Below are 12,815 nucleotides of genomic sequence, written 5' to 3'. Positions count from 1 at the left end.
ATCATGAACAATCTCTTGCCCTACGCCTTCGCCCGCGACCACGGCGTGCTGGCGCGCGGTAACGGCGAACCGGGCCAGAGCGTCGAAGTGCTGGTGTCCAGCGCCACCGCGCCAGCCGCCATCGCCGAGGTCTCGCGCCGTTTCGGCCGCATCCAGCTGCGCCGCCTCGACCGTGACGAGCTCGACGCGGCCATCGCCGGCGCCTATGCCGGCGGCGGCGGCGACGCGTCGCAGGTGGTCGACGAATTCGACGCCGACCTCGACCTGACCAAGCTGCTGCAGGACGTGCCGGCCATCGAAGACCTGCTGGAATCGTCCGACGATGCGCCGGTGATCCGCATGATCAATGCGCTGCTCACGCAATCGCTGCGCGAAGGCGCGTCCGACATCCACATCGAGCCGTTCGAGCAGACTTCGGTGGTGCGCTTTCGCATCGACGGCGCGCTGCGCGACATCGTGCGCCCCAAGAAGGCGATCCACGCCTCGCTGATCTCGCGTATCAAGATCATGTCGCAGCTCGACATCGCCGAGAAGCGCCTGCCGCAGGATGGCCGCATCACCCTGCGCGTGGGCGGTAAACCAGTCGACGTGCGCGTCTCGACGCTGCCGACCGGCCACGGCGAACGCGCCGTGCTGCGTCTGCTCGACAAAGAAGCAGGGCGCCTCGACCTGTCGCACCTGGGCATGGCCGAAGACATGCTGCCGCAGTTCGACCGCCTGATCAACCAGCCGCACGGCATCGTGCTGGTGACCGGCCCGACCGGTTCGGGCAAGACCACCACCCTGTACGCGGCGCTGTCGCGCCTGAACGCGTCCACCACCAATATCATGACGGTGGAAGACCCGATCGAGTACGACCTGAACGGCGTCGGCCAAACGCAAGTCAATGCCCGCATCGACATGACGTTCGCGAAAGCGCTGCGCGCCATCCTGCGGCAAGATCCCGACGTGATCATGATCGGCGAGATCCGCGACCTGGAGACGGCGCAGATCGCGGTGCAAGCCTCGCTCACGGGCCACTTGGTGCTGGCCACGCTGCACACCAACGATGCCGCCTCGGCCGTGACGCGCTTGCTGGACATGGGCATCGAACCGTTCCTGCTGTCCTCGTCGCTGCTGGGCGTGATGGCCCAGCGCCTGGTGCGCAAGCTCTGCTCGCAGTGCAAGACCTTCGACGGGTCCACCTGGCATGCGGTCGGCTGCGAGCGCTGCGGCCATACGGGCTATCATGGCCGGGTCGGCGTCTACGAGCTGCTCGAGACCACCGAGCAGATCCGTTCCCAGATCCACAACCGCGCCTCCGAAGCCGAGATCCGCGATGCGGCGCTGGCGACCGGCATGAAGACCATGCGCGACGACGGCGAACGCTGGCTGGCGGACGGCACCACCACGCGCGCCGAACTGGTGCGCGTGACAAAGGATTAAGATGCGGATGGGAACTGACTGATGCCGGCATTTCGCTACGAAGCCGTCGACGCCGGCGGCGCCACCCGCAAGGGCGTGGTCAACGCCGACAGCCCGCGCGCGGCGCGCGCCGACCTGCGCACCCAAGGCCTGACGCCGCTGAACGTCGAGGCGATCACCGCCCAGGTCGACGCCTCGGGCGTCACCCGCGCGCGCGGCATCGGCGAGCGCCTGTCGCAGAACGAGCTGGCCCTGTTCACGCGCCAGCTGGCCAGCCTGCTGGAGGCCGGCCTGCCGCTCGAGCAAGCCTTCACCGCACTGCTGGAGCAGGCCGAGCGCGCCTATATGCGCGACCTGATCGCCTCGATCCGTTCCGAAGTCATCGGCGGCTCGCCATTCTCCACCGCGCTGTCGCACCACCCGCGCGACTTCGCCGAGATCTACCGGGCGCTGGTCGCCTCGGGCGAGCAGATCGGCCAGCTTTCGCGCGTGCTGTCGCGCCTGGCCGACTACATCGAGCGCCGCAACGCCCTGGTGCAGAAGGTGCGGCTGGCCTTCACCTATCCGGCGATCGTGACCGTGGTCGCGTTCGCGATCGTGATCTTCCTGCTCACCTATGTGGTGCCGCAGATCGTCTCGGTGTTCGCCAACACCAAGCAGAAGCTGCCCTTCCTCACCGTGGTCATGCTGGCCGTGTCCGACTTCGTGCGCGCCTACGGCATCTATTGCGCGATCCTGATCGGCGGCGCGTTCTGGCTATGGCGGCGCGCGCTGCGCAATCCCGACCTCAAGCGGCGCTGGCACACCTGGCTGCTGACGGCGCCCATCTACGGCAAGTTCGAGCGCAGCCTCAATACGGCGCGCTTCGCCAGCACGCTGGCGATCACCACCGGTTCCGGCGTGCCCATCCTGCGCGCGCTCGACACCAGCCGCGAAACCCTGTCCAACGTGGCGATGCGCGAGCTGGTCGAGCAGGCCACCGGCAGCGTGCGCGAAGGCGTGAGCCTGGCGCGCGCGCTGTCGGCGCAAAAACATTTCCCGCCGATGCTGGTGCACATGATCCGCGCCGGCGAGATCACCGGCGAACTGCCGGCCATGCTCGAGCGCGCCGCCAATTCGCAGCAGGCCGACCTCGAGCGCCGCACGCTCACCATCGCCGGCCTGCTCGAGCCGGTGCTGATCCTGGCCATGGGCCTGGTCGTGCTGCTGATCGTGCTGGCGGTGCTGATGCCGATCATCGAAATCAACCAGCTGGTGCAGTAAAACAATGGCAGTCAATAATATGAACAAGCGTTTGCCTCTTCTTCTCAGCCTGCTTGCCCTGATCCTGCTGGCGGCCTCGATCGCCTACTGGGTGCTGCAGCTGTACAAGCCGGAGCAACGGCCGCTGGCGGCGGCGCCGGTCGCGACCCAGCCCCCGCCGAGTCCCGAGGCGGCGGCAACGCTGTTCGGCGGCCAGCCGACGGCGGTGATTTCCAATTTCCAGCTCACCGGCGTGGTGTCGGCCGGCGCCGACAGCGCGGTCATCCTGGTGGCCGACGGCCAGCCGCCGAAGGCGGTGCGGGTCGGCCGCGAGATCGCGCCGGGCGTGACCGTCGCCGAAGTGCACCGGCGCTACGTGATGTTGTCGGATGGCGGCGTGATGAAGCGGGTGGAACTGGCGCCCGATACCGGCCAGTCGACGTCGATCATGCCGCCGGAGCCGCGCATGCAGCAGCAGATGCCGCAGGCTGCGGCGCCGGCCATGGAGCCGCAGACCGCGCCGGGCGTGGTCAGCGTGCCGCCCACCATGCGCAGCGTGCCGCCGCCGGGCGGCGGTCCGCAGGGCACGCCGACCACGCCGGAAAATGCGCAAGTGGTGCAAGAGCAGCAGGCGCCACAAGACCAGCAGGCGCCGCAAGAGCCGCAGGATCCGCCGCCGGAGCAGGGCGATCCGACCCAGCAGAGCCGCAACAACGTGCAGATGCCGCCGAATGCGCCGCCGATGAACCAGACCCAGCAACCGATCACCCAATAAGGGCAGCGGCGCGGCGGCAGGCTCTTATCGCCTCTTCACCACACCGAGCCCATCAGCGTCGCAGTGCGGTAAACGCCGCCAGTTCCCACGACCTGAACCCCAGCAACAAGGTATAGCCTTCGCGCTCTTCGGCCGGCAGGCGCCGGTCGTTCAGGTGCAGCCGCGCCAGTTCCGCCGCCAGTTGTTCGATCTTGAGCGACAACTCTTTTGCGCTGGCAGGCGACAGCCGCGCCGGCAGGCACATCAGCGCTTCGCCGGCGCCGTCGAAGCGTCCGGCAAAATAATCCTCCACCACGTGTTCGCGGAAGAAGTGCTGCACCGGCCCATCCGGCAGCCAGCGGAATGCGTTCGACACCCGTAGCTGGTAACGGTTCAGCGGCTTGAGTTCGATCAGTCCCAGCCGGTCGAGTTCGGCGAGCAGGGTGATGCACTCGGCCTCGCTCAGCTTGTAGGTGTCGACGACCTGTTCCACGTTCCAGTGGCCGAGGCAGCAAATCGCCATCAGCAAGAGGCGCGGATTGGCCACCAGCGAGCGCTCCTGCGGCAGGCTCAGGGCATCCAGCCGGGGCCGGGTGTCGAGCGCGCCGCGCAGTAGTTCTTCCAGCGGGATGCCGGTCGCCTGGCAGATCTCGGCCAGCCGCGACAGCGCCATGTCCTTCTGGCCAAACATGCGTTTCACGCTCGATTCGCTCACGCCGATGCGCTCGGCCAGCAGCTTGTAGGTGATGCCAGCCGCGCGCAGGCGGGCGCGCAGGGCGTCGAGGATCAGGTCGGGTGAACTCATGGTATCCGTAAAGAATGACGACGCTTGACTCTACCGTTGAACGGGGACAGGGACAAGGCGCATGCGACGAACGGCGCGCCGGGCCGATGGACGAAAAAAAGCGGACACCGAAGTGTCCGCAAGGAGAAATTCTTGATCAGGCTGACGCAGGCTCAGTCGTCCTCGTCCGCCACCAGCTTGGCCTGCTTGAGCGCCCGCTTGGCCTCATGCCGCTCGCTCGACAGCGGCTTGGCATGCGGCCCGGCCGAGCGCGCCTTGGCCAGCGCCGCGATCGGGTTGCGCGGCTTGCCGAACTGCTGCGAGGGTTCGACCCGCAGGCGCATCTTCTGCCGTGTCGCCAATGCCTTGTTCGCCATGCGGGCCTCCGCCGAGATAATTACAGCACGTAGCGCGACAGGTCTTCGTTGACCGCCAGCGCATCGAGCCGTTCGTTGACATAGGCCGCGTCGATCCGCACCACCTGGTCCTTCTCGGAGCCGGCGCTGAACGAGATCTCTTCGAGCAGCTTTTCCATCACCGTGTACAGGCGGCGCGCGCCGATGTTCTCGGTGCGCTCGTTGACCGAAAACGCGATCTCGGCCAGGCGATGGATGCCTTCGTCCACGAACTCGATCTTGACGCCCTCGGTCGCCAGCAGCGCCTCGTACTGCTTGGTCAGGCTGGCGTGGGTCGAGGTCAGGATGCTCTTGAAGTCGTCGATCGACAGCGATTCGAGTTCGACGCGGATCGGGAAGCGGCCCTGCAGTTCCGGGATCAGGTCCGACGGCTTCGACAGGTGGAAGGCGCCCGAGGCGATGAACAGGATGTGGTCGGTCTTGATCATGCCGTACTTGGTGTTCACCGTCGTGCCCTCGACCAGCGGCAGCAGGTCGCGCTGCACGCCGGCGCGCGAGACGTCGGCGCCGCCGTGTTCGGAACGGGTCGCGATCTTGTCGATCTCGTCCAGGAACACGATGCCGTTCTGCTCGACGTTGGCGATCGCCTTCTGCTTGAGCTCGTCCTCGTTGAGCAGCTTGCCCGCTTCTTCGTCGATCAGGAGCTTCATCGCTTCCTTGATCTTGAGCTTGCGCGGCTTCTTGCGCGCATTGCCCACGCCGGCGAACATCGACTTGATCTGCTCGGTCATTTCTTCCATGCCCGGCGGCGCCATGATTTCCATCTGCGGCGCGGCGTCGGCCACTTCGATCTCGATCTCGCGGTCGTCGAGCGAGCCTTCGCGCAGGCGCTTGCGGAAGGTCTGGCGCGTGGCTTCGCCTTCCTTCGTATCGCCGTTGCCGCTGCTGGTGTTGAAGCCGAAGTCGCGCGCCGGCGGCACCAGGATGTCGATGATGCGGTCCTCGGCCGCGTCCTCGGCGCGCTGGCGCACCTTTTTCGCTTCGCTGGCGCGGGTCTGCTTGACGCCGATGTCGATCAGGTCGCGGATGATGGTGTCGACGTCGCGGCCGACATAGCCCACCTCGGTGAACTTGGTCGCCTCGATCTTGATGAAGGGCGCGTCGGCCAGCTTGGCCAGGCGGCGCGCGATCTCGGTCTTGCCGACGCCGGTCGGGCCGATCATGAGGATGTTCTTGGGCGTGATTTCATGACGCAGGCTCTCGTCGACCTGCTGGCGCCGCCAGCGGTTGCGCAGGGCGATGGCAACCGCCTTCTTGGCCTTGCCCTGGCCGACCACGTGCTTGTCGAGCTCGGAAACGATTTCGGGTGGGGTCATGTTCATGATGCTGCTCATATCAATCCAGGGTCTCGATGATGTGGGACATATTCGTGTAGATGCACAGCTCGCCGGCGATGGTGAGCGCCTTCTTGACGACTTCGCTAGGGGCCATGTCGGTGTTCTCGTACAGCGCCTTGGCGGCGGACTGGGCGTAGACGCCGCCCGAACCGATGGCGCCGATGCCGTCTTCCGGCTCCAGCACGTCGCCGTTGCCGGTGATGATCAGGGTCGACTCGCGGTCGGCCACCAGCAGCATCGCTTCCAGGCGGCGCAGCACGCGGTCGGTGCGCCAATCCTTGGCCAGTTCGACCGACGCGCGCAGCAGGTTGCCCTGGTGTTTTTCCAGCTTGCCTTCGAAGCGGTCCAGCAGCGTGAATGCGTCGGCGGTGCCGCCCGCGAATCCGCACAGGACCTTGCCCTGGTACAGCTTGCGCACCTTGCGCGCCGAGCCCTTCATGACGACATTGCCCAGCGTGACCTGGCCATCGCCACCCAGCGCGACCTGGTTGCCGCGCCGCACACTGACGATGGTTGTACCGTGAAATTGTTCCATTTTGACCTCGTGATGTTCTAGCCAACAGCAGGTGGGGATCGTGCGCGGGATTGCAAGATTAGCTCAGCCTTAAATGCTCGAGGCCAAATGTGCGCCCGGCGCGGGCAGCGGCCTGTACGCTGTCCCGACGCCGATAGAATGGAGCCGCTAAACGATGTTCTTATTTTTTTCCAACAAGCTTGGTTGCCTTGGCTCGATCCTGGTGTCGCTGGTCGTGACCTTGCTGCTGTTGCTGGCCTTCGGCTGGCTCTGATCGGTCAGTAGCGGTGCGGATACAGCCGTACGCCATCGCCCGCGCCGAGCAGGCGCAGCAGGGTGGCGACGAGATGGTTCAGTTCGCGCAGCTCGACCGCGCGGCCGGCGGCGCCATGCGCATCCAGCCGCGCCAGCAGGCTGCCGGCGCCGGCATAGTCGATGCGCGCCAGGCGCGAGCAGTCCAGCACCAGCGTCTCGCGCTCTAGCGCATAGGCGTCAATGGCCGCCAGCAGGCTGGTTTCTGGACCGCTCACGACCGCCGGCAACATGAAGCGGTCGCCATGGCCGGGCGCCGGCGCGGCGGTGGACACGTAGAGCGGCGCCTCGAACGAGGGCGGCGACACCTCGTAGGTGACGCAGTAATCCATCGCCGCTTCCTCGAATTGTTTTTCGCGACCGGTCAACAGCAGCAGCTCGAGCAGCAGCAGCCAGGGCGCCGGGCTGGCGTCGCGCTGGCCGATCGCCAGCATCGGCCGCAGGGTCGCCAGCAGGGTGTCGGCGCCGGCCAGCACCAGCTCGCGGCCGGCGCCGCGTAATTGTTGCAGCGCCGCCAGCAGGCAGGCGGCGCCGTCGGCGTCGATCGCCGTCACCCGGCCGAAGTCGAGGCGCACGACCGGCGCCGGCGCATCCAGCACGCGCTTGAGCGGCGCCGCGACGCTGGCGTCGATCCTGGGGGCGAAGGCCTCGACCGCAGCCAGGCCGGGACCAGGACGGGCCGCAGCGGTTGCGGCGGGCGCGGCGGGCAGCGGCTTCCAGGCCGGCGGCGAGGTCTCGAAATGGCTGGCGTAGTCGATGGCCACGCTTTCGAAGGCTTCTTCGCGGCCATCGGCCTGGTACAGGTCGAACAACATCCACCACGGCAGGCGCTCGGCGCGGCCCAGGGTCGGCAGGCAGGCGCGCAGCAGCTGTTCGGCCGCGTCAGGCTGGCCGTTGGCGTACAGGATGGCGCTTTCGTCGATGGCCGGGGCGCTGGCGGGCGCCGCGGCCTGGGGCGGGATGTCATGTTCCGCAGGCGCGACGCCAGCGGCCGGGCGCCGCACGCCGCTGCCCCAGGCCGGCTCGTCGTCGAACATGTCGGAAGCGAATGCGAGCTCGATCTCGTCGATCTTGGCGGCGGTGGCGCGCGCGATCTCGCGCTGGCGTTCGCGCTCGGCCTCGGTGTCCAGGCGCGACGGCTCGCCGCGCAGGCGCGACTCGGGCGGCGGCCAATCGCGCACCCCCGCATCGTCGTTCTTTCTCTTCAGGAAGGAGAAAAGCCCCATGCTCACCGTTGTCAATTAGGCCAGCCGTGCCAGACCATAGCACGAACCTTCGGCCAGTGTGCTGCGCACACGCCGCTCGGCCTAGTGTATCCGATGGGAAACGATAGCATATGCATGGCGCGTGAAGCGTGCGCAGTCATGCCGGAAGACGGGCGCGCAAACAAAAAAAGCATGCGATCCCTCGCATGCTTTTCTCGATGGCGTCGGCGATAAATCAGTCGCCGTACAGTTTTTGCTTCAGCTCACGGCGCTGCTGGGCTTCCAGCGACAGCGTGGCGGTCGGGCGGGCGATCAGGCGTGGAATGCCGATCGGCTCGCCGGTTTCTTCGCACCAGCCGTATTCGCCGCCGTCGATCGATTGCAGCGATTGCTGCACTTTCTTGAGCAGCTTGCGTTCGCGGTCGCGGGTGCGCAGTTCCAGCGCGTGTTCTTCCTCGATCGTCGCCCGGTCGGCCGGGTCGGGAACCAGGACGGTTTCGCGCAGGTGTTCCGTGGTTTCGCCGGCGTTCTTCAGCAGTTCCTTCTCGAGTTCCTGCAGACGGTTCTTGAAGAACGCGAGCTGGGCCGGATTCATGTAGTCGTCATCGCTCATCGCCCGAATCTCTTCTTCCGTCAGGAGGCGTTCTTCGGGCTGGGCGGTATTCGGTTTCGTTGTTTTAGTCATGATGCCTTCGATACGACAGAGGTTTTCATTTTATCAGCTTGCCAACTTTATACCCGATAAAGGTGTGCGTGAGGCAAGCTGCCTTGATGGCGACCTGGCGCCATCCCTTCTCTGGCCGCGCCGCATATGCAGCAAGGACAGTTCGCTACAGCAGGCTGGCGGCTAGTATATAGCGCACCGGTCGGTCCGGCGAGTCGGCCGCGACAAACTGTCGCGGCGGGTCGTCATGCGATCCTCAACAGCCGGTCAAACCGATGTAGTTTATACCAAACATTGTTCAAGTCCGCGGACAAATACGTCTTTTGGTAAATTTTTACCAATAAAGACCATCTTGGTGGCAGGCGTCTCGTTTTCGCCCCATTTCGGTCCCACGTCGCTGCCCATGATCTGGTGCACGCCCTGGAACACCACCTTGCGGTCGACGCCTTCCATCCGCAGCACGCCTTTGTAGCGCAGCATTTGCGGACCGAAGACTTGCACCAGGCTGCCCAGGAATTGTTCCAGGCGTTCCGGGTCGAAGGCGCGCTCGCTCTTGAACACGAAGGCGGCGATGTCGTCGGTGTGGTGGCCGTGGTGGTGGTCGTGATTGCAGGCTTCGCCATGCGCATGGTCGTGGCCGCAGTGGGCGTGATCGTGGTCGTGATCATGGTCATGGGCTTCCTCGACCTTCAGGAAATCCGGATCCAGTTCCAGCTTGTCGTTCAGGTTGAAGCCGCGCAGGTCGAGCACGTCCGAGATCGGCGCGCGGCCGAAGTCGCTGGTCGCGATCGGCGCGCGCGGATTGATGCGGTGCAGGCGCGCCTTCAGGGTCTCGACGGCGGCGGCGTCGACCAGGTCGGTCTTGGACAGCAGGATCTTGTCGGCGAAACCGACCTGGCGCTGGGCTTCCTCGTTCTGGGTCAGCTGGTCCATCGCATGGCGGGCGTCGACCACGGTCACCACGGCGTCGAGCAGGTAGTTGGCGCCCACTTCTTCGTCGACGAAGAAAGTCTGGGCCACCGGGCCGGGGTTGGCCAGGCCGGTGGTTTCGATCACCACGCGGTCGAAACTGATTTCGCCGGCGGCGCGCTTTTGCGCCAGGTTGGTCAATGCCACGATCAGGTCGCCGCGCACGGTGCAGCAGATGCAGCCGTTGTTCATCTCGACGATCTGCTCGCTCGAATCCTGCACCAGGATTTCGTTGTCAATATTCTCCTGGCCGAATTCGTTCTCGATGACGGCGATGCGCATGCCGTGCTCTTCCTGCAGGATACGGTTGAGCAGGGTGGTCTTGCCCGCGCCGAGGAAGCCGGTCAGGATGGTGCTGGGAATCAGGTCCATTGGTACGCTACTCGTGTTGGGGGTTGGACAAAAGAACCGGGGGATTATGCCGCAATTCTTGCAAGCTCACCATCAACAGTGTCCGGGCTTGATCGAGTTCAAACCATCAACCCGGGGATGTGGCCAGAATGGCGCGCCTGCGTCGGTCAGGCGATTACTTGGCCTTGGCGCGCGGATGGGCCGCGTCATACACCTTCGACAGGTGCTGGAAATCGAGTGCCGTATAGATCTGGGTCGAGGTGATGCTGGCGTGCCCGAGCAATTCCTGCACCGCGCGCAGGTCGCCCGAGGATTGCAGCAGGTGCGAGGCGAACGAGTGGCGCAGCACGTGCGGATGCACGTGGACCGGGGCGCCGGCGCGCAGCGCATGCTGCTTGAGCCGGTTCTGCACCACGCGCGGCGAGATGCGGGTGTCGCGCGCCGACAGGAACAGGGCGGCGCTGCCGTCGCGCGCGGCGGGACGCACCGCCAGCCAGGCCGCCAGCGCCTCGCGCGCCGGGCCGCCGACCGGCACCCGGCGCATCTTGCTGCCCTTGCCGGTGACCACCACTTCGCCGGCCTGCAGGTCGAGCCAGCCGAGCGAGGCCGGCTGGCCGGCGCGCGCATCCTGCCAGGCGATATCGAGGCCGGCCAGTTCCGATACCCGCAGCCCGCTCGAATACAGCAGCTCGAACATGGCGCGGTTGCACAGCTCGAAAGGTTCGGCGTGGCCGCGCGTATTTGCATCCATCAATTGCACGGCATCGTCGACGGCCAGCGCCTTGGGCAGGCTCCTGGGGCGTTTCGGGGCGTGCACGCCGTCGACCGGGTTGGCGGCCAGCGGGGTGTGGTTCGACAGCCAGGCATAGAAACCGCGCCAGCCGGACAGCTTGCGCGCGATCGTGCGCGCCGACTGGCCGCCGGCATGCAGCTTGGCGGCGTAGCGCCGGATGTCGAAGTGGGTCAGCCGGGGCCAGTCGGCGTGGCCGGCCAGGTCGGCCAGCTCGGCCAGGTCGCGCCGGTAGGCGTCGACCGTGTGCGGCGACAGCTGGCGCTGGGTAGCCAGCTCGGCCAGGTAGCGTGCGGCCCAGTCCATGGCCGCTGGCTCAGGCGCGCAGCGGCGCCAGCGCGGTGGTCGAGGTGGCGGCGATGTGGACCAGGAAATCGGTCGACATCGCGGTCGTGAAGCGCGCCGGATCGGGCGAGCCCAGCACCAGCAGGCCGAAGCTCTGGCCCGGCTGGCCCAGCGGCAGCATGACGGTCGAGCGGATCGATTCCGCATCGTCCAGCCAGCGCACCGCCTCGAAATCGTTGTTCGGGCCGCAATATGGCGCGCGCAGGCTGTTGGCGAAGATGCGCGCGTCGTCCGACACGCCCTGGGCGAACCATTCGCCGGCATGCTCCGGCGCCACATTCCACAGGCGCAGGGTGACTTGCGGCACGATGAAATGGGTGCGCAGGCCGTCGGCCAGGTCGCGCGCCATGGCGGCGCCACCCTTTGACACCAGCAGGGCCTGGGTCCAGGCGTGGAAACGGTTGGCGATGCCGGCATTCTCTTCGGCGCGGCGCGACAGCTCCGACAGGCGCAGCTCGAGCGCGCGGAATTTGTCGCGCATCACTTCCATCTGGCGCTCCTGCAGCGACACGGCGCGGCCGGTCAGCGGGCTGGAGAGCTTCACTTCGCCCAGCAGGCCGGCATGCTCCTGGAAAAATTGCGGATGATCGATCAGGTATTGCGCGACTGCGTTGGCGTCCAGTGGTGCGATGCTCATGTGAGGGAGGTCCGGCGTGAAAATGATTCTCCCATTCTACCCGACCCAGGCATGGCGCCGGCGAACAAACATGCCGCCGGCGCCATCCTGCCACGCGGCTTGCCGCAGCAGGGACAGGTCGTCCCGGCCAATGGGATAGAGGCAAAATCGATGTTCGAAAATTTCGATGAAATGTTGATATTTTTTCCGTTTTTCCTTGGCGTTTCAGCACCGCATAATGGCTCCATCGCATCGAACACGAAGCAACGGAACAGGCAGAAGGCCTCGATCCAGCGTCGATCAGTTCGATGGTTTACACATACACAACCTGGGAGAACCATCATGCACAATCCGAAACTCGACGTCCTGACCCCGCAAAACTCGCAGCTGATCATCATCGACCACCAGCCGCAGATGGCGTTCGGCGTGCAGTCGATCGACCGCCAGACCCTGAAGAACAATGTCGTCGGACTGGCCAAGGCGGCCTCGGTCTTCGATATCCCGACCATCATCACCTCGGTCGAGACCGACAGCTTCTCGGGCCATACCTATCCGGAGCTGCTTGACGTATTCCCGGGCAAGCCGATCCTCGAACGCACCTCGATGAATTCATGGGACGACCAGAAAGTGCGCGATGCGCTGGCTGCCAACGGCCGCAAGAAAGTCATCGTGGCCGGCCTGTGGACCGAGGTGTGCAACACCACCTTTGCGCTGTGCGCCATGCTGGAAGGAGATTACGAGATCTACATGGTGGCCGACGCCTCGGGCGGCACCACCAAGGATGCGCATGACTTCGCCATGCAGCGCATGGTGCAGGCCGGCGTGGTGCCGGTGACCTGGCAGCAGGTGCTGCTGGAATGGCAGCGCGACTGGAAGAACCGCGACACCTACGACGCGGTCATGAAGATCGTCACCGAGCATTCGGGCGCCTACGGCATGGGCGTCGACTACGCCTACACCATGGTGCACAAGGCGCCGGCGCGCAATCGCGGCGACAACCCGGTGCTGGCGCCGGTTGCTGCTCCGGTTGCTGCAGCGAGCGCGACGCCGCTGCGCTGATCCGGCGATCAAAAAAAAACCGCGGCCGTGGCCGCGGTGTTCATGCCTGCGCG

The 12,815-nt window shown here is 65.8% G+C and carries 13 protein-coding genes; 4 read left to right on the top strand and 9 right to left on the bottom strand.

What is annotated here, in order from left to right:
- The first annotated feature begins 3 nt into the window (after positions 1-3).
- From gspE to LO55_RS06090, 3 genes are read left to right on the top strand one after another with little or no spacing between them, the layout of a single operon-like run.
- On the top strand, positions 4-1,425 hold the full coding sequence (gene gspE, locus LO55_RS06100) for a type II secretion system ATPase GspE (RefSeq protein ID WP_005663735.1): 1,422 nt from the start codon (positions 4-6) through the stop codon (positions 1,423-1,425).
- A 21-nt stretch (positions 1,426-1,446) separates the two neighbouring features.
- Positions 1,447-2,667 carry a type II secretion system inner membrane protein GspF gene (gene gspF / locus LO55_RS06095; protein WP_071360811.1) on the top strand — a complete coding sequence of 407 codons (1,221 nt, stop codon included), beginning with the start codon at positions 1,447-1,449 and terminating at the stop codon, positions 2,665-2,667.
- Between the two features lie 19 nt (positions 2,668-2,686).
- Positions 2,687-3,421: a hypothetical protein gene (locus LO55_RS06090; RefSeq protein WP_229410087.1), complete on the top strand. Its 735-nt coding sequence runs from the start codon at positions 2,687-2,689 to the stop codon at positions 3,419-3,421.
- Positions 3,422-3,473: 52 nt separating this feature from the next.
- On the opposite strand, the gene LO55_RS06085 is transcribed toward LO55_RS06090, so the two are convergent.
- The 9 genes from LO55_RS06085 to LO55_RS06045 form a co-directional block, all read right to left on the bottom strand.
- On the bottom strand, positions 3,474-4,205 hold the full coding sequence (locus LO55_RS06085) for a helix-turn-helix domain-containing protein (protein ID WP_005663729.1): 732 nt from the start codon (positions 4,203-4,205) through the stop codon (positions 3,474-3,476).
- 152 nt (positions 4,206-4,357) lie between these two features.
- Positions 4,358-4,561 carry a hypothetical protein gene (locus LO55_RS06080; protein WP_071360809.1) on the bottom strand — a complete coding sequence of 68 codons (204 nt, stop codon included), beginning with the start codon at positions 4,559-4,561 and terminating at the stop codon, positions 4,358-4,360.
- Between the two features lie 20 nt (positions 4,562-4,581).
- Entirely contained in the window at positions 4,582-5,922 is a 1,341-nt protein-coding gene (gene hslU / locus LO55_RS06075; RefSeq protein WP_040775527.1) for an ATP-dependent protease ATPase subunit HslU, read from the bottom strand.
- A gap of 13 nt (positions 5,923-5,935) precedes the next feature.
- Positions 5,936-6,472, bottom strand: a complete 537-nt coding sequence (gene hslV, locus LO55_RS06070; RefSeq protein WP_071360808.1) for an ATP-dependent protease subunit HslV — start codon at positions 6,470-6,472, stop codon at positions 5,936-5,938.
- 257 nt (positions 6,473-6,729) lie between these two features.
- A complete protein-coding gene (locus tag LO55_RS06065; protein ID WP_005663720.1) occupies positions 6,730-7,989 on the bottom strand; it encodes an STAS domain-containing protein in 1,260 nt (419 codons plus the stop codon).
- Positions 7,990-8,203: 214 nt separating this feature from the next.
- Complete coding sequence (dksA, locus tag LO55_RS06060) at positions 8,204-8,653, bottom strand: RNA polymerase-binding protein DksA (RefSeq protein ID WP_005663718.1); 450 nt, start codon at positions 8,651-8,653, stop codon at positions 8,204-8,206.
- A gap of 261 nt (positions 8,654-8,914) precedes the next feature.
- Positions 8,915-9,973, bottom strand: coding sequence for a CobW family GTP-binding protein (locus LO55_RS06055; RefSeq protein WP_071360807.1), 1,059 nt, complete (start codon positions 9,971-9,973; stop codon positions 8,915-8,917).
- 154 nt (positions 9,974-10,127) lie between these two features.
- Positions 10,128-11,048 carry a tyrosine recombinase XerC gene (xerC, locus tag LO55_RS06050; RefSeq protein ID WP_071360806.1) on the bottom strand — a complete coding sequence of 307 codons (921 nt, stop codon included), beginning with the start codon at positions 11,046-11,048 and terminating at the stop codon, positions 10,128-10,130.
- A 10-nt stretch (positions 11,049-11,058) separates the two neighbouring features.
- A complete protein-coding gene (locus LO55_RS06045; protein ID WP_005663712.1) occupies positions 11,059-11,724 on the bottom strand; it encodes a DUF484 family protein in 666 nt (221 codons plus the stop codon).
- 321 nt (positions 11,725-12,045) lie between these two features.
- On the opposite strand from LO55_RS06045, the gene LO55_RS06040 reads away from it, so the two are divergent.
- Complete coding sequence (locus LO55_RS06040) at positions 12,046-12,762, top strand: hydrolase (protein ID WP_071360805.1); 717 nt, start codon at positions 12,046-12,048, stop codon at positions 12,760-12,762.
- The last annotated feature ends 53 nt before the right edge of the window (positions 12,763-12,815 follow it).

This window comes from Massilia timonae (genome assembly GCF_001866515.1).
Lineage (GTDB): Bacteria > Pseudomonadota > Gammaproteobacteria > Burkholderiales > Burkholderiaceae_D > Telluria > Telluria timonae.
This window is presented reverse-complemented; position numbering and strand designations above follow the sequence as displayed.

What these genes read in the sequence shown, in the direction of transcription:
- gspE (WP_005663735.1), top strand. Translation starts at nt 4, where the DNA reads ATGAACAATCTCTTGCCCTACGCCTTCGCCCGCGACCACGGCGTGCTG.
- gspF (WP_071360811.1), top strand. Translation starts at nt 1,447, where the DNA reads ATGCCGGCATTTCGCTACGAAGCCGTCGACGCCGGCGGCGCCACCCGC.
- LO55_RS06090 (WP_229410087.1), top strand. Translation starts at nt 2,687, where the DNA reads ATGAACAAGCGTTTGCCTCTTCTTCTCAGCCTGCTTGCCCTGATCCTG.
- LO55_RS06085 (WP_005663729.1), bottom strand. Translation starts at nt 4,205, where the DNA reads ATGAGTTCACCCGACCTGATCCTCGACGCCCTGCGCGCCCGCCTGCGC.
- LO55_RS06080 (WP_071360809.1), bottom strand. Translation starts at nt 4,561, where the DNA reads ATGGCGAACAAGGCATTGGCGACACGGCAGAAGATGCGCCTGCGGGTC.
- hslU (WP_040775527.1), bottom strand. Translation starts at nt 5,922, where the DNA reads ATGAACATGACCCCACCCGAAATCGTTTCCGAGCTCGACAAGCACGTG.
- hslV (WP_071360808.1), bottom strand. Translation starts at nt 6,472, where the DNA reads ATGGAACAATTTCACGGTACAACCATCGTCAGTGTGCGGCGCGGCAAC.
- LO55_RS06065 (WP_005663720.1), bottom strand. Translation starts at nt 7,989, where the DNA reads ATGGGGCTTTTCTCCTTCCTGAAGAGAAAGAACGACGATGCGGGGGTG.
- dksA (WP_005663718.1), bottom strand. Translation starts at nt 8,653, where the DNA reads ATGACTAAAACAACGAAACCGAATACCGCCCAGCCCGAAGAACGCCTC.
- LO55_RS06055 (WP_071360807.1), bottom strand. Translation starts at nt 9,973, where the DNA reads ATGGACCTGATTCCCAGCACCATCCTGACCGGCTTCCTCGGCGCGGGC.
- xerC (WP_071360806.1), bottom strand. Translation starts at nt 11,048, where the DNA reads ATGGACTGGGCCGCACGCTACCTGGCCGAGCTGGCTACCCAGCGCCAG.
- LO55_RS06045 (WP_005663712.1), bottom strand. Translation starts at nt 11,724, where the DNA reads ATGAGCATCGCACCACTGGACGCCAACGCAGTCGCGCAATACCTGATC.
- LO55_RS06040 (WP_071360805.1), top strand. Translation starts at nt 12,046, where the DNA reads ATGCACAATCCGAAACTCGACGTCCTGACCCCGCAAAACTCGCAGCTG.